The 17,022-nt window shown below is 42.3% G+C and carries 17 protein-coding genes; 8 read left to right on the top strand and 9 right to left on the bottom strand.

Annotation, left to right across the window (positions count from 1 at the left end; all coding sequences use genetic code 11):
- Positions 1-65: 65 nt before the first annotated feature.
- Entirely contained in the window at positions 66-1,082 is a 1,017-nt protein-coding gene (locus tag ASV53_RS15185; RefSeq protein WP_239928805.1) for a hypothetical protein, read from the top strand.
- A gap of 184 nt (positions 1,083-1,266) precedes the next feature.
- Positions 1,267-1,419 (top strand): hypothetical protein, encoded by a 153-nt coding sequence (locus ASV53_RS25495; RefSeq protein ID WP_189337887.1) that lies wholly within the window; start codon positions 1,267-1,269, stop codon positions 1,417-1,419.
- A gap of 140 nt (positions 1,420-1,559) precedes the next feature.
- Here ASV53_RS25495 and ASV53_RS15180 read toward each other — a convergent pair whose 3' ends face one another.
- From ASV53_RS15180 to ASV53_RS15160, 5 genes are all read right to left on the bottom strand, one after another.
- On the bottom strand, positions 1,560-2,489 hold the full coding sequence (locus tag ASV53_RS15180; protein WP_141226254.1) for a hypothetical protein: 930 nt from the start codon (positions 2,487-2,489) through the stop codon (positions 1,560-1,562).
- Positions 2,490-2,756: 267 nt separating this feature from the next.
- Positions 2,757-3,653, bottom strand: coding sequence for a hypothetical protein (locus ASV53_RS15175; RefSeq protein ID WP_141226253.1), 897 nt, complete (start codon positions 3,651-3,653; stop codon positions 2,757-2,759).
- Between the two features lie 22 nt (positions 3,654-3,675).
- Complete coding sequence (locus ASV53_RS15170) at positions 3,676-3,918, bottom strand: hypothetical protein (protein ID WP_189337886.1); 243 nt, start codon at positions 3,916-3,918, stop codon at positions 3,676-3,678.
- Between the two features lie 10 nt (positions 3,919-3,928).
- Positions 3,929-4,147, bottom strand: a complete 219-nt coding sequence (locus ASV53_RS15165; protein WP_141226252.1) for a hypothetical protein — start codon at positions 4,145-4,147, stop codon at positions 3,929-3,931.
- Positions 4,148-4,225: 78 nt separating this feature from the next.
- Entirely contained in the window at positions 4,226-4,891 is a 666-nt protein-coding gene (locus tag ASV53_RS15160) for a hypothetical protein (RefSeq protein WP_094957673.1), read from the bottom strand.
- 290 nt (positions 4,892-5,181) lie between these two features.
- On the opposite strand from ASV53_RS15160, the gene ASV53_RS15155 reads away from it, so the two are divergent.
- Both ASV53_RS15155 and ASV53_RS15150 read left to right on the top strand, forming a co-directional pair.
- Entirely contained in the window at positions 5,182-6,648 is a 1,467-nt protein-coding gene (locus ASV53_RS15155; RefSeq protein ID WP_239928804.1) for a DUF3131 domain-containing protein, read from the top strand.
- Positions 6,649-6,781: 133 nt separating this feature from the next.
- A complete protein-coding gene (locus ASV53_RS15150) occupies positions 6,782-7,585 on the top strand; it encodes a family 16 glycosylhydrolase (RefSeq protein ID WP_239928803.1) in 804 nt (267 codons plus the stop codon).
- A gap of 27 nt (positions 7,586-7,612) precedes the next feature.
- Here ASV53_RS15150 and ASV53_RS15145 read toward each other — a convergent pair whose 3' ends face one another.
- The 4 genes from ASV53_RS15145 to ASV53_RS15130 all read right to left on the bottom strand — a co-directional run bounded on the left by ASV53_RS15145 (position 7,613) and on the right by ASV53_RS15130 (position 12,577).
- Positions 7,613-7,888: a hypothetical protein gene (locus ASV53_RS15145; protein ID WP_062690857.1), complete on the bottom strand. Its 276-nt coding sequence runs from the start codon at positions 7,886-7,888 to the stop codon at positions 7,613-7,615.
- 538 nt (positions 7,889-8,426) lie between these two features.
- Positions 8,427-9,647, bottom strand: a complete 1,221-nt coding sequence (locus ASV53_RS15140; RefSeq protein ID WP_094957678.1) for a NupC/NupG family nucleoside CNT transporter — start codon at positions 9,645-9,647, stop codon at positions 8,427-8,429.
- Positions 9,648-9,918: 271 nt separating this feature from the next.
- Positions 9,919-10,857, bottom strand: a complete 939-nt coding sequence (locus ASV53_RS15135; RefSeq protein WP_094957677.1) for a LysR family transcriptional regulator — start codon at positions 10,855-10,857, stop codon at positions 9,919-9,921.
- A 91-nt stretch (positions 10,858-10,948) separates the two neighbouring features.
- Positions 10,949-12,577: a methyl-accepting chemotaxis protein gene (locus ASV53_RS15130; protein ID WP_094957672.1), complete on the bottom strand. Its 1,629-nt coding sequence runs from the start codon at positions 12,575-12,577 to the stop codon at positions 10,949-10,951.
- Between the two features lie 405 nt (positions 12,578-12,982).
- On the opposite strand from ASV53_RS15130, the gene ASV53_RS15125 reads away from it, so the two are divergent.
- From ASV53_RS15125 to pstB, 4 genes are all read left to right on the top strand, one after another.
- Positions 12,983-13,807 carry a phosphate ABC transporter substrate-binding protein gene (locus tag ASV53_RS15125; RefSeq protein WP_094957671.1) on the top strand — a complete coding sequence of 275 codons (825 nt, stop codon included), beginning with the start codon at positions 12,983-12,985 and terminating at the stop codon, positions 13,805-13,807.
- Between the two features lie 91 nt (positions 13,808-13,898).
- A complete protein-coding gene (gene pstC, locus ASV53_RS15120) occupies positions 13,899-14,807 on the top strand; it encodes a phosphate ABC transporter permease subunit PstC (protein ID WP_094957670.1) in 909 nt (302 codons plus the stop codon).
- A 5-nt stretch (positions 14,808-14,812) separates the two neighbouring features.
- On the top strand, positions 14,813-15,679 hold the full coding sequence (pstA, locus tag ASV53_RS15115) for a phosphate ABC transporter permease PstA (RefSeq protein ID WP_094957669.1): 867 nt from the start codon (positions 14,813-14,815) through the stop codon (positions 15,677-15,679).
- 17 nt (positions 15,680-15,696) lie between these two features.
- Positions 15,697-16,446, top strand: a complete 750-nt coding sequence (gene pstB / locus ASV53_RS15110; protein WP_094957668.1) for a phosphate ABC transporter ATP-binding protein PstB — start codon at positions 15,697-15,699, stop codon at positions 16,444-16,446.
- Positions 16,447-17,022: the final 576 nt, after the last annotated feature.

Below are 17,022 nucleotides of genomic sequence, written 5' to 3'. Positions count from 1 at the left end.
AAAGAAGTAATAAATGTTGTATTTTAAGATGTTAGCGTAGTTAAATTGACATTCATCAAGGAGGGATGATGCAAAAAAAGCCAACTCTTGCCTGTCTTTCTTTGCTTTATTGCTACGTTTTTAGTCATTCAACCTTTGCTAGTGAGTATCAGTCAGAAACAGCCAAACATGCCCCTGAGCCAAGCTCTCCTAACTTTGCAAAAGCTGCCGCAGTTAACAAAAAACCTAACGATGCTGAAGCCGAATCAGATCTAATTTGGAAAGGGGTAACCAGCTCTTTTGATGTACCCTTTGAAGATTGGAGCAAATCACGAAGCGAAGATGATAGTTGGTTAAAGGGCTTAAGTGGTAACTTAGGATTAGGGCATCCGCTACTACAAACGCAAGCAGCCAACGTACCTGCAAATGCGACAAGTGGCCCAGCAAACAATAATACGATTGGTACCCTATCACTTAAATATGTAGTGCTAGGCAACTGGTTTGTCTCTGGCACGCTCTATTACTATATAGACAAAGAACAGCAACAACCTTGGAATCCGGATTTCACTTACGTCTTTGGCTACAGTGATTGGCGCCCTTACACCTTTAGCCTTTTATATTCTAATTACGGTGGAAACCGCTTTAACGGCACAGATGAGCAGCCTGTTACCAACTTTAATCAAGGTACGTGGGCACTGGGTTGGAAATTCCCTATCACTAAACCCTTTGTGGATTGGCTAACTTTTACTGATGACGGCGCCATTGGTTGCCAAGTCGACTTTAATTACACCCCTGAGTATTTTGATCTCGCTTCAACTAGCTATAAAAACGGCCATAAGACGTTAAGTTTGGGATGTAAATATTCCATTTACGGTAATTGGTATGTCAACGGCACTGCTTTCTACTATTTTGACCGATCGCAACGCCAGCCATGGAATCCTGATTTCACATATGGTTTTGGCTATTTCGATTGGCATCCAGGCACATTTACACTGCAATACAATAACTACTCGGGTAACCGTTGGAATCCATCCGATCGGGGAGAAGATACAGGCCGATTTAAAGATGGATCTCTGACTTTAGCCTACTCTTTTTCCTTCTAATTGCATTTTGCAAAATGTTCGTTAAACAGCCCCTCGAGACGAAGGTAACAATGTAATGGTTGGCGACTTGGGTAGTAACGATTACTTCCTCGCTGGCGATGCTAACGGACAGTTTGTTTGTTCTGGTGCAGAGTCACTCGATTAACAAGGCTTTAGCTGGACACTAGATAGCAGCAGCTCAAGTATGGACAGTAACTTACAAGCGGCCTACGAAGCCCAAAACATTGATGTGAGTTCACTCACTGGTTACACCTTCAGTAATAGTGAAGGCAAAGAGGTTACTACCTGGAGTGATAGCGATAGCCAAAACATCAGTTTCAACGACGCTGATATTTAATTTCACACAACCGTGGCGCTGCTAAAAATAACAAGCGCAGACAAAAATGCCGATACAAACCGTATCGGCATTTTGGTGTTTATTCGTTACAGACTTATCTGCAAACACATTGTAGCGTTAGAGCAGCTGCGCCCTGCCTATCACTGCGTTAGCTGAGTCACTGCCGAACCAATCGTAAACTTAACTTTAGACAACTCTTCTTTAAACGCTTGTTTGTCATCGATGTAGCTCATGGCATCATCCAGTAAATCATCTGATACCAACTCAGTGAAACTGACGTCTCGCGCTGTTTTTAAAATCCCCATCGCTGGTGAATACCAAAACTGACTATCGACAGCCAACTGATCAGTCTGGCGACCATCGCAAGAAAGCGTATATTGATACGCTGTATTCACTTTAACAGCTTCAAAGTTGAGGTCTTCAACTGCGAGGGCTTCGCGTGATGCCTGAGGTTGAAAAGTTTTGGTGACGGTATACGTACACTTTTCTGTTAGTACATTAGTAAAATCTTCATCTACATCACGTAACGAATTCTTAAATGAAAAACCAATTGGGAATAAGCCTTCGTAATCAATCAGCGTGGTAATAGAGCGGCTAAATGCATCATCAGCAAAATCGTCATCACTGATCGCCTCTTGATCTAACGCATTCACTAACCGCGTCACAGGAAAGAGTAATGTCTCTTTTTGTTTTTCAGCCAACAGGACAACATCACTCAGCTGCAAGTCATACGTGGCAGTGAACGACATCCCCTCATCCAGCGTGCTTAGCTTAGTCGGAAACATCATCTCTGCGCCCATACCATCATGATGAATATTCATCACCCAGCGAGCACCGTCATCGTGCGTATCGAAAATATAGAAATAACGTGTTGTTTGGCCAACTTCCTGACCGAACTTCACTTTATATTGATATAAATGACGGTTCTGTACATCAAGCGGCTCATCAAATAAATCGGCGTATTGCACAGCTAAACTAGCTGAACGCGCTTTACTTAAACGTTTAAACTGGGAAAGGGTCGTCTTTTCGTAAAAGCGTTTGTGCTGCCCAAATTGAATGTAAGGCTGCATAACAACACTTTCAAATCGACCAAATTCGAAACTTTTCGTTAAGGGGTAATCTATATCGCTTAAAAGTCGGTCTTGTATATTAGTTGTTGAACTACAACCTACTAACAATAACGCACATCCAACAACAAATCGCATTTCTATATACTCAACAAACTGTTACAGTCGTCCAGTATACCGAAATGCGACCATTGATAAATAATAATTTTATCTACAACGGAAATATCACTCAACTGAATAATACATAACCTCTGCATAATACATATAAGGCTAATCTTTAAAGCAGATTTTCCTATTTTGGGATGTTATTTGACTGTCATTTGAGATAACAAAAAAGTAATATTCTTGTTTCATTTCGTATTTTTGAATAAAAGTACGAATGTGATTAAGTACACTTTTCGCCTCATTATAACGGTACAAATAATCTTTATCACACTCGTTCACCACGTTAAGATCAACACGTAAATGATTAAACTGTGCCATTAATTTATCTATACGTTTTTCATTTTCAACTTCTAGAGCTGAACTCGCATACAGTTTATCGAACTCTGCTTTTTTCTTTTCCCAGTCATCGACATCGCCCATCTTGGAGTTAACATTAGCCTCTTGCAGAGCTAAAGCTTCACGCTCTTGTGCCAAAGCATGTTCAGATGAGCGAATACGTGCTTTCCCTTTACTTCGCTCTTTAGATAAATTGCGTTGATAATCTAACTTCATCAACCTCAAGGCCGCATCTTTGTCAGCATTATCTTCAAGTAACTGTTCAAGTTTTTCATTCAACAAATTCACGGTCAAATTATTGTCCGCAAGTAATTCACTGGCTAAGCTAACATTGCCTTCCAGCTCAATAACATCTTGCCCCTGATGATCCAGCTCAACCAACAGCTCATTAATTTGATCACGCTGATCAACAATGATCGCTTCTTTTTCCACCAGCTGTTCTATACGTTCTTGATGCTGATAATGTTGCCAAACCACAGTAATCGTTAGAGTAACCACTAGAGTAAAAACAGCAACGGCAGAGACCGTCAGCCTAGATTTACCATGCAATGTCGCTATGTAAGAATACATGGCTGAGTTTTTCCACTTCCCTTCTAACCGACCAGTATTTTGAGGAAGTATGACCTTATGATTTGATGAATTTACGCGTTGTTTATTCTTTCTCATTGTACTTTCCCATGCCTTTACCCTAGGCAACTGCCATTACTTTTTCTCGACACTTCGGACAAAAATACGAACGCTTGTGAATTTGAGCCTCACAATAAGGACAGGTAATATGTTTGCGGTCTTTACTCAAACATAAAAGTAATACACCTATGGGTCCTAAGACATAACCCAATAAAATACCTGCAACTAAATTCCCCTTGTGATAACCAATACCAACCGCAAGGAAAAAGAAAAACAAATAAAAGCATAACCAAAACACAATCATGATAAGTCTCCTACTTACGACTCTCTAAAGGCACGGTAATACGAACTAAACAAGGGAGCAGAAAGGTATCTAAACTTGCACTGCTGAGCACGCGATCAAAGAGCTGTAAGCTATAAATCGGCAGAGTAAGCACTAAAAAGTTAATCGCCAGACTGAATAGCCCGACAAAGAGTAAGTCTCTCTTACAATCTGCAAATGCTTTATCTAAATGGGTGAGCAGCAAATTCACTCTCCATACTCCACTAGTGTTATATGAAGTATAGACATCAATGCTGATATGTTAGCTTTTTTAGACTCGCAAACGTCACTAAATTAGTTGAAATCGCTCACTAATTTCATAACCAGCGGCTTGTTCTCGATGGCTCTCTTTAATAATCCAATTTAGTGGATGACGCACCCAAGGCTGAGGGTCATTTACAGGAAAAGCCGATGAACAACGTAGGCCAACCACTTGCCAGCCCAAAGCTTCACATGTATCGATACAACGTTGCGCATGCCATGCCTGTGCCACAACCACGATTTTACGCTTATCTGTTAACCCTAATGCAGCTTTTGCTACATCCGTTGTTGTTTGATACTCGTTAGCCTGAATACTGAACATCGGGGTAACGCCATCGACCATATCGCCATGCGCTGCAATTTCTTGCTGCATTAATAGAGGCAGTAATGGCCGTGTGCTAACACAAGCTTGTGCAACTCGATATAGCTCTTCATTCACCGAAGGAGCATCACCAAAAGAGAAAGCCAGTACCGCATCAGCATCTGCTACCTCACCATAAGGCTCTAAGAATAGCTGCGTTTGTGATAGATATGTTTTAACCATCATGGCTGATGTACGTGGTAACACATAACGACGAGAGGCATAATTAATAGGCGCGTGAGTTGCCGTTAGGCGTAATGCTAACGCATCACAACCGATTTTAAGCTGATGCGGAATATCAGAGAGAAACTCAACAATATGTGGTGCGGTCACAGGGTAGCCTTATTTAAATTAAGTCACTTCCCTGAGATACCTAACGCGGCAGTCCATGCATGGATGGTAACGAAATGCGTGTTAATTATACAGGGATCTACCCTGATGCTTTAATGAATTATTTAGTTTATTGTCGAATTCTCATAATTAAGAGTAACCCGCTTTCTTATGATTCATCGGGATAATAAACTTTAAGATCACAGCCTCTACCTTCAAGCTTGATTTAGCTTTTATTTAACATATAGTTAGTTAATTCAAGGATGAATATGTCTATGTAGGTTTACCTGAAAATGAGATGGTTCCCACGCACACAGCCTTACCTAACAACAGCACTGATGCTGGGTTTTGTGCTGAATGCACCATCAAGCTATGCCGAAAATACAGGTGATACCCCGCGTTTTTTCGGGGGGCGCACTGTCATACAAGCTGTTGATGACAGTAAAGCGAGTGTTATTGAGTTTCAACGTCGGAGTATCTCACCCGTTATCACTTCACTTGAAGAACAAACAGCCCCTGATGAACCGGCTATATTGCAAGGTAATATAGAACACGTTATCGCCGAGCACTCTCAGAAAAAATCACGTCATCCCATGTATTTGCACTCGGCGCCAAACCTACTTAATCGCGAAGACCAACTGCTCGTTAAAAAAGCGCGTTATTATGTCGACAGCAACTGGAATAAGACAACAGGGCTTATTGATTCAGTTCAGGGTTACACTCATGCCACAATGTGGGATATAGGAAGCAGCATTGGCGCCATTTTGGCACTGGAATACCTTGGTGAATACTCCACATTACAAACTAATGCGATGCTTGAAAAAACACTATCAACCTTAGTGAATTTACCTTTATATAAAGGCACACTGCCGAATCGGCAATATAATACAAAAACAGGGAAACCGTCTGGATCATTAAGTAACACCCAAAGTAATGGGAATGGCTGGTCCGCACTGGATATAGGCCGATTGCTTATTTGGCTGAATATTGCAGCCAACTATAAACCCGAACTTGCCGATGACATTAAAGCTATCATTTCTAAATGGGACATCGCCAAATCTGTCCACCAAGGCACCTTGTTCGGTGAGTACAAATCTAAAAAATCGGCCACCTACCGCCAAGAAGGCCGACTTGGCTATTTGCAATATGCTGCACAAGGTTTTTCAATGGAGGCTTTGGATGTATCAGAAGCGCTGGAGCCAAAATACAGTGAACATGTAACCATAGATAACGAAGAGGTCTATATCGACATTCGTAATCTCCCCTACTTCACCACCGATCCCTATGTTTTACAGGCCATTGAATTAGGCTATCACGACCTATGGTGGAATCAATTAGACGCTCTTTATAGCCTTCATAAAGCACGTTATGACCAAACCCAAAAACTCACTATTTTTGCTGAAGACGCAATGAGCCAATCCCCATGGTTTGCGTATAATAATATTCACTTTTATGGTAAAAATTGGCTTTCAACAGCCCCCGGTGGTAAGCCCATCGAGAATGGCCAAGCATTTAGCAACAAAGTCGCCTTTGGCTTAAGCGTGCTATACAAAGACAGCTATAGCCAGTTGCTATACACAACCGTGGTGAACAACAGTTTAAACAACCGCTCTATTCCAACAGGCTTATACAAAGCAAACTCCCCCAACACCGCTTATAACATTAATACCAACTCGCTAATTTTGGTGTCTTTGTGGTACAAACAGCGCGGCTACAAGCCAATTTATGACTACCTTCCGCCCAGTTATACCCTTCAATAAAGTAAGTAACAGCAACCGTAGGTTATCTAATCTCAAATAGTGCATTTTGTCTTAATGATGATACACAAGCCTTATAATGACTTTATATATCACAGCTACACTGGTAATACGCCTTTAATCAATAGATGCCATTATGCTAACCATTAAATCACTAACTCCGCTTGCCTTTATGGCTTGCGCTTTTCTTTCGCCTTCTATTTTTGCTGCCAATACCAATAATAACTTTGTTGACCCACTCGACACGTTAAATTCAGATATTTGGTGGAAGTCAGACGGCTGGAGTAATGGTTTTCCATTTGTTAATCGCTGGGAAGGAGAAGCGGTTACCTTTTCAGAGGATCAGGGTATGGCGATTACCCTAAGTAAAACGCCACTCAGTGACGGTAGCAGTGATTATCAATCAGGCGAGCTACGCAGTCATGATTTCTATCGTTATGGCTGTTTTGAAGCAGATATAAAGCCCGTTAATGAGCCAGGCGTAGTCAGCGCATTCTTTTTATTCGCAGGGCCTTACGATAAAGATGAAAACAGTAACGGCATGCACAATGAAATTGATATCGAGTTTTCAGGTGATAATACCAACGTAGTCCAAATCAACTACTGGACGAATGATGATCGTTACGAAAATAGTAACGAGAAACTGATTTATTTAAACTTTGATGCATCGGAAGATTATCACCGCTATGCCATCAAGTGGACAAACAAACAGATCAAGTGGTATATCGATGGCGAGCTGGTACACACAGAAAAAAACACACCAGAAAACCCGACCCCATCGGCGAAAGACTCAAGCTTACGCATTATGGCTAATGTCTGGTTAACCGATTCTCGTATCTCTAATTGGGCGGGCGAATATACAGAAGCAGGCCAAACACCTACGGCCTATTTCCGCAATGTTAGCTACACCCAAGGTGCAAAATGCAAAATAGCGCCATAATCAGGGCCTGCTTGTGCTCTTCAGCCATTAATGCTGTTTGATCCGCACTACACGCATCACTTCAATTTCAAACCCTGCAACAGATTCACTATCTGGGTAATAAGTTAAATTAACTTGCTGCCCTTTTAATGATTTGTACTTCTTCGTTCGACGAAACTTAAATGGTGCATCGCAACCTTCAATCATGATGGTATGCAATATCCATTCACCATCATCTCTTTGGGTGTGCGACTGCACTTTTTTACCATCGGAATGGATCAGATTGTCATGTTTATTAAGAAGCTTATCAACGGGAGATTTCATGTCGGGGCCAACCAGTATTTATTGAAACAAAGGTTTAGCAAAGGTAGCTAATACCGAGTTCATCAATAACCAAATCATTCTTGCCAGTGAGATCATTAATGGCATTGGTATCACTTTCTACACTTCGCTAGCTTTAGCATTGTATCACTTTTAAGAAAGCTAGATGCCATTCTTCGCTATACTTTTATCATCAATACAAAACGCTTCTCGGTATTTTTATATTGATAATAGTAACGCCCTTAGGTCTTAGCGTTGCCCGTGTATTCGGGCAGCGTTTCCTCACTATTGTCACTTCACAGATGCTGCCCTTACATACACTCTTCCAATGTTCACGCCTTTAAACACAGGAAGCCTTCACTTACTTTACTCGCAGTGAGGCGAGCATCACATCAACCCGCCTCATAGCTACTTGCTTCCTAATTAACAATGCAATATAAATGCCAAATTTACTATTACCTTTCCTTTGCCTTCCCACAAACAAAAACAGAGAGCCGAAGCTCTCTGTTTCAAATTCATGATCAAGCTATTGAGGGTTATCTTAGAAAGATAAGAACACACCAGCAATCGTTGCGCTCATTAAGTTTGCTAAGGTTGCAGCAAAGATAGCTTTAAAGCCTAAACGCGCGATATCAGGACGACGGCTTGGTACTACACCACCTAAACCACCCATTAGCATTGCAATAGAAGTTAAGTTAGCAAAACCACATAACGCGAAAGTCACAACGGCTTGAGAGTGCGCGCTTAACTGATCTTTCACTACCATTAAATCCGCAAAAGCTACAAATTCATTAACGGCAATCTTCTTACCAATTAGGCTTGCAGCAATGGTCGCTTCAGACCACGGCACACCAATCAACCAAGCTACAGGTGCAAACAAGTAACCGAAGATAAGCTCAAGGCTTAAATTATTAATACCGAACCATTCACCCACATGGCCTAAGCCACCGTTGATTAATGCGATAAGGCTGATAATCGCCAGTAAGCTTGCACCTACTGCCATTACGATTTGCAAACCACCAAGCGCACCACGAGTTGCTGCATCAATAATATTTACAGGCTCGTCATCTTCCGCATCATCAGATGCTTGATTATCTTCATCAACTACTTCGGTTTGAGGAACCAAAATCTTAGCCATCATTAAGCCAGCAGGTGCAGACATGAAGCTAGCTGCGACTAGGTAACTGATATCGACACCCAAACCTGCGTAACCCACTAATGTGCCACCAGCAACAGATGCCAAGCCGCCAACCATTACAGCGAATAGCTCAGAACGGCTCATTTTCGCTAAGTAAGGACGAACAACTAAAGGAGCTTCAACTGAACCCACAAAAATGTTTGCTGTTGCAGACATAGATTCTGTGCGTGTTGTTCCAAGAATGCGTTGCAACATGCCACCAATGGTACGAATGATGAAACCCATTACGCCAAGGTAGTAAAGAACGGAAATAAGTGCAGAGAAGAAAACAATTGTTGGCAGTACATTAACCGCGAAGATAAAGCCAAGCTTAAACTGTGCTAGTTCACCAAAAAGGAACTCAGTACCAACACGACCGTAATCGATGATACCAGACACTGCATTTGACACGCTGTTAAGCACATTACGCCCAACAGGTACATATAGAATGAATCCCGCAAACACTAGCTGGATAGCAAAAGCACCACCCACAGTGCGCCATTTAATTGCGCGACGGTTTTCTGAACATAAGATAGCAACCGCAAAAAGCGTAAATACGCCTAAAATGCTGACCAAATAATTCAAGGTCATTCTCCACAGTAGTTTTTTTAGTAAACGATTGCGGAGGCATTCTATGCATATTACAAAGTGTGACAAGGATCAAATTGTTACACTCATTTACACTTTGGATACACAAGTTCGATTTTTTGATGCTTTTATCAGCAAAGCAAACGAAAACAACCTGATTGGTGCATATATGGGATACTCTTGTTTCCATGAGTGACAATGATCACATTATTAAGCACCATAAATACATCAGTCATGGTGATATATTGCACAACATCACATGCAAACGTTACCGCAATACGTTGTCCCAATAGACAGGTTCACCTATGTGCCCCCGTACAAACTCGATAAAAGCATGCACTTTCTTAGGTAAAAATTTGTAACGAGGGTAAACCGCGTACAAAGGCATGTGCTGGCTCAGCGTCCAATCAGGCAATAAGCGCACTAACTTTCCCTCACTGAATTCTTTATCCAGTAGGTAAGTCGCTAAATATCCAATCCCATTGCCGGTGAGTGTTGCGTCTAAGATGGCATCGGCCGAATCGACTCTGAAATTGCCTTTTACTTTCAGTTGTACATTTGTATCTTCTTGATTATCAGCGCTGGTCTTATTAAAGATCCAAACGTTGTCTTTACGCTCTCGGCTGTAATACGTAATACAGTTATGAGAAGCAAGATCATCAGGTGTATACGGCACCCCATTACGCGCAAGATAATCAGGGCTCGCCACCAATACAAAATGGCAATCGGCTAAATGACGGGCAACAAAACCCTCTGGTGGGGAATCTGTCATACCGATCCAGAGATCTAACTGTTCCGCGATAAGATCAACCCGATGATCAAACAGGCTCAGTTCTAGATCGAGTTGTGGGTATTTTTCATGAAACTCAGAAATGAAGGGCGCGATATGATGACGAGCAAATGATTGTGCAATTCCAACCCGTAATAACCCCTGCGTAGTATCACTAACTTCTAGTAACTCGCTTTCGGCATCATTAATTTCGTTCGCGATATTTTCACAGTGCACCGCAAAACGTTGCCCTTCTTCTGTCAATGCAAACGAGCGGGTCGTGCGCTGTACTAACTGCACACCTAAACGCTCTTCCAGTTGCTGAATTTGTTTACTCACTTGAGTGCGAGAAATATCAAGCAACTGCGCAGCTTTAGTGAAGCTCTGCTGTTTGGTTAATGCATTAAAGACGATCATTTGCTGGGCTTTTTTTATCATGCGACTTTCACTGCTAATCATTAGTGGCTATTTTTAGCCTAAACGAAAAAAGCCTGTCAGAGACAGGCTTTTGTTAACTATCTACTTAAACTTATAGTTTAAAGAAAGACAGCTGTTCTTTTTGTTGTTCTGCAAGTTGAGACAGCTCTGCACTTGCTTGTGCGCTCTGGCTGATACCAGCAACATTCTGATTAATGATCTCAGACATGTTGGTCACATTACGGTTAATGTCTTGTGTAACCTGTGATTGCTGCTCAGCGGCCGTTGCAACTTGGGTATTCATATCGCTGATCTGAACGACAGATTCAGTAATACCAACCAGTGCATCATTTGCTTGGTTAGACAACGCTTGGTTACGTTGAAGCATTTCCAGGCTCTGCTGCATGCTTTCATTCGCATTACCAGACTGAGATTGAAGTTCTTCAATGATTGTTTGAATTTCTTGAGTTGAAGACTGAGTACGCGCAGCAAGCATACGTACTTCATCAGCAACAACCGCGAAACCACGACCAGACTCGCCCGCACGTGCAGCTTCAATCGCAGCATTCAACGCAAGCAAGTTGGTTTGCTCCGAGATACTACGGATAACTTCAATTACTTTGCTGATTTGCTCAGACTGATCTTTCAGGCGTGTAACCACACCAGCGGCTTCTTCGAGCGTGTTAGACATCTGTTGGCTAGCTGCATTGCTTTGCTCAAAGATGTTCAAACCTTCTTTCGCTAGATCATCGGTCTGCTTCGCAGTCGCATCAGCATTGGTTGCGTTATCACTAACGTTATCAGCAGTGCTAGATAGCTCATTGACCGCAGAAGCAACCTGATCGATTTCGTTTAGTTCTTGCTGAGCATTCGCTTCAGACTGGGTCATTACCGCAGCAAGTTCCGTTGAAGCAGATGCAACATCTTCACTGATACGAATAAGCGCATCAACAGTGGTATGCAGCTGAGCTACGGTTCTATTAACGTCTTCACTTAGACGAGCAACTTCGTTTTCACCATCTTGATCGGCTTTAACACGTAAGTTACCACTCGCCACTTCACGCATAACGGCTTGTAGCTTAACGATTGGGTTAACGATTAAGCCAGATAACCACCATGCACCAAAAATAGCGATAGCAAATACAGCCATAATAGCCATAGAAGCTTTAAGCATTACAGCGGCATTATCTTCCGCGCTTTGTTCCATGCTTTCTGTACCATAAGCATTCACGTCTTGCGAAAGCTTATTAATGGTAGCAACCATGGTATTACCGACAACACGGTACTCAGCAATAAAGCGGTTAGACTCGTCTTGCGACACTACGCCAGTATCGTAGCGGTTAAAGAAAGCAACAGCACGAGTCGAGTATTGGATGTATGCATCAATTGCATTTTTTACATTTTTAGCATCATCACGAAACTGTGGCACTTGCTCAAGTTGTTGAAGATCTTCTGTAATCTTACGTGCACCGCTTTTCAGTTCACTTAAGAACGAGTCACGACGACCAGCATCATAAATCGCGTATACCGCACTAATACGTAGTGGGTAAACTTGGTCATCGATATTAGCAAGCGTGTCTTTGTACTCAATTAATGCATTCGTATTCTGCGTAACATGTGCTTGTTCACTTTCTAACTCTGTTTTGGTAAATAACAAAGACAAAAAAAGTACAACGGCCATCAATAGTACGGGTAGTAATACCTGCGTACGAATTGATAGATTTTTTAAAGAAAAGTTCATCAAAATCCTCAAATAACTAGCTGTAAAACGTTTATATTCGACCCGTATTAATAATTTTGTTAAGCCGACAATGGCGTGCATTATCGCTTATAAATCAATAAAAAGGTAGATCCAGATCACAGAAATAGATCGTTTTATAGCAATTAAGCACATAAAGTCGCGACGATATTCACATCAAAAAAACACCAAGCAATGGCAATAAGTTGACACCGACGCAAGCAATCCCCACAGACCAACAACTTACTGCCAGAATCACCGCTATGTGACTTATATAAGAAGCAATTATGGCAACCGTCATAGAGTGTTCAAACTACTGAAACATAATTGTCATAAAACTCCCCTAATCTTGGCTTCGTTCATACAAACCCAATTGGCAATTACGCCATCATGTAAAGGACCAGGAAAATGAAAACAAAGGTTATCGGTGCACTAGCTCTTGCAGGTTCAATGGCTTTTAACGCAGCTGCAGTTGCAAACGAAACAATCTCTGTTGTTGGCTCTAGCTCAGTAACACCACTCATGGAAGTTTTTGGTGAAACATACAGCAAAGCAAACCCATCTGTGTTTGTTGAAGTACAAGGCCCAGGTTCATCTGCGGGTATCCGTGCTGCGAAAGACGGTTCTGCTGACCTAGGTATGAGTTCTCGTAACTTGAAAGATTCTGAAAAATCGAGTGACTTAAAAGAAATCGTTGTTGCTCGTGACGGTATCGCGGTTGTAGTACATAACAGCAACCCAGTAAAAGATTTGAACAAAGAAGACGTTACAAAAATCTACAAAGGCGAAATCACTAACTGGAAACAAGTTGGCGGCGAAGACAAGCCAATCGTTGTAGTAACGCGTGACACTGCATCTGGTACACGTGGTGCATTTGAAGACATCATGAGCCTTAAAAAGAAAATTAACGACATCAAAGTGTCGGCAATTTCTCAACGTGCACAAGTTGCATCAGGTAACGGCCAGCTAAAAACAACGGTTGCAAACAACCCATTCGCTATCGGCTACATCTCACTAGGTACTGTTGATAATTCTTTAAAAGCCGTTTCAGTTGACGGACATGCACCTTCTGTTGCAGCTATCAAATCTGGTGAATACAAGGTACAGCGTCCATTCCTAGTGCTTTACAAAACCACCAAGATCTCTCCAGCATCTCAGACATTCCTAGACTGGACGCAAACTGAAGAAGCACAACAGCTTGTTTCAGGTAAAGGCTACATCGCAGTTAACTAAGTAACCCTTTGATAACGCTCAGCGATTTTCTGGGCGTTATGTTTTGCCTCAATGTCAGCCGCTTATATCGCTGGCAGTTGGAGTTGTTATTATGACCATCGCAAATATTGAACAAACAACGAAGATGTCGTCACTACGATCGAAAAAAACGATCGACTGGCGTGAACTCTTCTTCAAGAACCTTTTTATGCTTAGTGCTGCACTAGGTATTTTATCTCTAATTACAATTGCTTATTTCATCTTCCGTGAAGGGATTGATGCCTTTAGATATGCTGGCGTTTCTGGCATCGTTCTAGGCTCTGACTGGCTACCACCAGCACTTTACGGTATTGCTCCCATGATTGTTGCCTCGCTGGTTTCTACAGCAGGTGCGGTGATTTTAGGTGTGCCAATTGGCGTGCTTACCGCGATTTTTATCGCAGAAGTTGCCCCTAAGCGTTTAGCCAACATCATTCGCCCAATGATCGAATTATTGGCAGGCATTCCATCGGTAGTGTACGGCTTCTTTGGCCTAGTGATTATCGTCCCGCTTATTCAGAATGTATTTTCAGTACCCGCAGGCAACACGGTACTGGCCGGTATTATCGTACTTGCCGTGATGATTTTACCGACGGTTATTACCGTTTCTGAAACATCAATTCGCGCAGTACCTCGCACATACAAAGAAGGTTCTTTGGCATTAGGTGCTTCGCAGATGTTCACCATCTTCAAGCTATTAGTGCCCGCAGCACGCTCAGGCATCATGACTGGCGTTATCTTAGGTATCGCTCGTGCACTGGGTGAAACCATGGCAATCATTATGGTAATGGGTAACTCGCCAGCAATGCCTGAAGGCTTGCTAGATTCAGCACGAACGCTGACAGCGAACATTGCTATTGAAATGTCTTACGCAACAGGTGTTCACGCAAGTGCACTGTATGCAACTGGTATCGTTCTTCTGGTCTTCATCATGACGCTGAACGCTGCGCTTCTTTACCTAAACCGTGAGCGCGCGAGGTAACTATTATGGCTTTACAAGCAACGAATACAGCACATCAACTAATGAAAGATAAAATATCATTAGGTGTTATTTGGGCATCTGCTGCCGTGACTGTGGGTTTCTTACTTTGGGTAGTTTGGTACATCCTGAGTAACGGCTTATCGTATGTAGATTGGACGTTTGTTACCTCTAACTACACCACTATTGGCCAAGAGTCTGGTATTTGGCCAATGATCGTCTCAACCCTATACATGGTTGCCGCTTCTATTGCAGTTGCTGCGCCACTGGGCATCATGACGGCCATTTACTTAACTGAATACGCCAAAGTAGGCAGTAAGTTAGTTAAAGTTATCCGTTTTTGTACTGAATCTTTAGCTGGTATACCGTCGATTATCTACGGTCTATTCGGTATGACCTTCTTCGTCGTCGTACTGGGCTTTGGCTACTCGATTCTGTCTGGTGCATTAACACTGAGTATCCTTATTCTGCCGGTAATTATCCGTACAACGGAAGAAGCATTAATGGCAGTACCTCAGACTTACCGTGAAGGTTCGTACGGTCTGGGCGCTTCAAAAATCTACACCATTTGGCGACTTATTTTACCAAGCGCAATGCCGGGTATCGTAACCGCCATCATCCTCAGCGTTGGTCGTGTAATTGGTGAATCAGCACCGGTGTTCATGACAGCAGGCATGGTTGCCCGCATACCAGAGAGCGTTCTTGACTCTGGCCGTACGTTAACCGTTCACCTGTATAAGTTAACGCAAGAACTTTACACCATTCACGAATGGCAACAAGCCTACGCAACGGCAACCATTCTGATTGTAATTGTTCTGATGATTAACTTATTAACCAAACTGATTGCTAGCCGTTTCAATACAGCGACTTACTAATTTTGAGGAAGACACCCATGAACAAATTTGATATCCAAGACCTAGACCTATACTACGGCGCGAACCAAGCACTTAAAAAAATTAACCTGCCTATTCCAAACCGTCAGGTAACAGCATTAATCGGCCCATCGGGCTGTGGTAAATCAACCCTACTTCGTTGTTTGAACCGCATGAACGACCTGATTGAAGGCGTGAAAATCGACGGCAATCTAACCATGGATGGCGAGAACGTTTACGGCAACATCGATGTTTCTCAGCTGCGCATTAAAGTGGGCATGGTGTTCCAAAAGCCGAACCCGTTCCCAATGAGCATCTACGAAAACGTTGCTTATGGCCTTCGCGCTCAAGGCGTAAAAGATAAGAAAGAATTAGACAAAGTGGTTGAACAATCACTGCGTGGCGCAGCACTGTGGGATGAAGTAAAAGATCGCCTTAAATCACACGCCTTTGGCTTGTCTGGTGGTCAGCAGCAACGCCTATGTATTGCCCGTACGATTGCGATGCAGCCAGAAGTGATCCTTATGGATGAACCAACATCGGCTCTTGACCCAATCGCCACCAAAAAGATTGAAGATTTGATGGAATCGCTCAAGAAAGAGTTCACCATCGTTATCGTGACTCACTCTATGCAACAAGCGCGTCGTATTTCAGACCGCACTGCCTTCTTCCTGATGGGTGAATTAGTTGAACACGATGAAACACAAGCCCTATTTAGCAACCCAGGCGATGACCGTACCCGCGGTTACGTCAATGGTGACTTCGGCTAATCATCCACTAATGTGAAGGCCATTTACTCTCAAAACTGGCCTTCACTATTCCTCAGTAGCCGTATTGAAACGAATAATAAAAGCGATGGTACTATTGCCCCCTTCTTGTAAGGGGGCTTTTTTATTTGTAATCAACAAACCACATAAACACTGAGATTCATTTAGCTTAAAATAGCAACAGATAGTAAAAACTGTGTCTCGATTCAATAATATAAAGCGACCTAAAAAGCCCCCCCCTTCATGACCTTTGCCACTCAGTGATATTAAATACCTGACCATGCATTTGTGAATACACTATGTTTGGGACATTCATTTGCTGACATAGTGAACTCACCGCTATTACTATATTCAAATGACTCACTTAGAAAGTGAATGAATCCGCTTCTGTCTAGTTAAAGATATAGTAATGACTAATAATGCAGGGGTTATATCATCTTGGGCGAAATTTTGACGTTAATCATTGGACAGTCCTTGTTAAAATCACACATTGGACAAATGAAGATGTCGATCGTGTAGAGAACTTAAAAAAGACATATTCCAATGTTCAACCAGATCATGAACTTAATCGATTTAAAG

The sequence above is a fragment of the Photobacterium sanguinicancri genome (assembly GCF_002265265.1).
Classification (GTDB): domain Bacteria; phylum Pseudomonadota; class Gammaproteobacteria; order Enterobacterales; family Vibrionaceae; genus Photobacterium; species Photobacterium sanguinicancri.
The sequence above is the reverse complement of the archived record's forward strand: the minus strand, read 5'-3'. Positions and strand labels throughout refer to the sequence as shown.

What these genes read in the sequence shown, in the direction of transcription:
- ASV53_RS15185 (WP_239928805.1), top strand. Translation starts at nt 66, where the DNA reads ATGATGCAAAAAAAGCCAACTCTTGCCTGTCTTTCTTTGCTTTATTGC.
- ASV53_RS25495 (WP_189337887.1), top strand. Translation starts at nt 1,267, where the DNA reads ATGGACAGTAACTTACAAGCGGCCTACGAAGCCCAAAACATTGATGTG.
- ASV53_RS15180 (WP_141226254.1), bottom strand. Translation starts at nt 2,489, where the DNA reads ATGCAGCCTTACATTCAATTTGGGCAGCACAAACGCTTTTACGAAAAG.
- ASV53_RS15175 (WP_141226253.1), bottom strand. Translation starts at nt 3,653, where the DNA reads ATGAGAAAGAATAAACAACGCGTAAATTCATCAAATCATAAGGTCATA.
- ASV53_RS15170 (WP_189337886.1), bottom strand. Translation starts at nt 3,918, where the DNA reads ATGATTGTGTTTTGGTTATGCTTTTATTTGTTTTTCTTTTTCCTTGCG.
- ASV53_RS15155 (WP_239928804.1), top strand. Translation starts at nt 5,182, where the DNA reads ATGAGATGGTTCCCACGCACACAGCCTTACCTAACAACAGCACTGATG.
- ASV53_RS15150 (WP_239928803.1), top strand. Translation starts at nt 6,782, where the DNA reads ATGCTAACCATTAAATCACTAACTCCGCTTGCCTTTATGGCTTGCGCT.
- ASV53_RS15145 (WP_062690857.1), bottom strand. Translation starts at nt 7,888, where the DNA reads ATGAAATCTCCCGTTGATAAGCTTCTTAATAAACATGACAATCTGATC.
- ASV53_RS15135 (WP_094957677.1), bottom strand. Translation starts at nt 10,857, where the DNA reads ATGATAAAAAAAGCCCAGCAAATGATCGTCTTTAATGCATTAACCAAA.
- ASV53_RS15130 (WP_094957672.1), bottom strand. Translation starts at nt 12,577, where the DNA reads ATGAACTTTTCTTTAAAAAATCTATCAATTCGTACGCAGGTATTACTA.
- ASV53_RS15125 (WP_094957671.1), top strand. Translation starts at nt 12,983, where the DNA reads ATGAAAACAAAGGTTATCGGTGCACTAGCTCTTGCAGGTTCAATGGCT.
- pstC (WP_094957670.1), top strand. Translation starts at nt 13,899, where the DNA reads ATGACCATCGCAAATATTGAACAAACAACGAAGATGTCGTCACTACGA.
- pstA (WP_094957669.1), top strand. Translation starts at nt 14,813, where the DNA reads ATGGCTTTACAAGCAACGAATACAGCACATCAACTAATGAAAGATAAA.
- pstB (WP_094957668.1), top strand. Translation starts at nt 15,697, where the DNA reads ATGAACAAATTTGATATCCAAGACCTAGACCTATACTACGGCGCGAAC.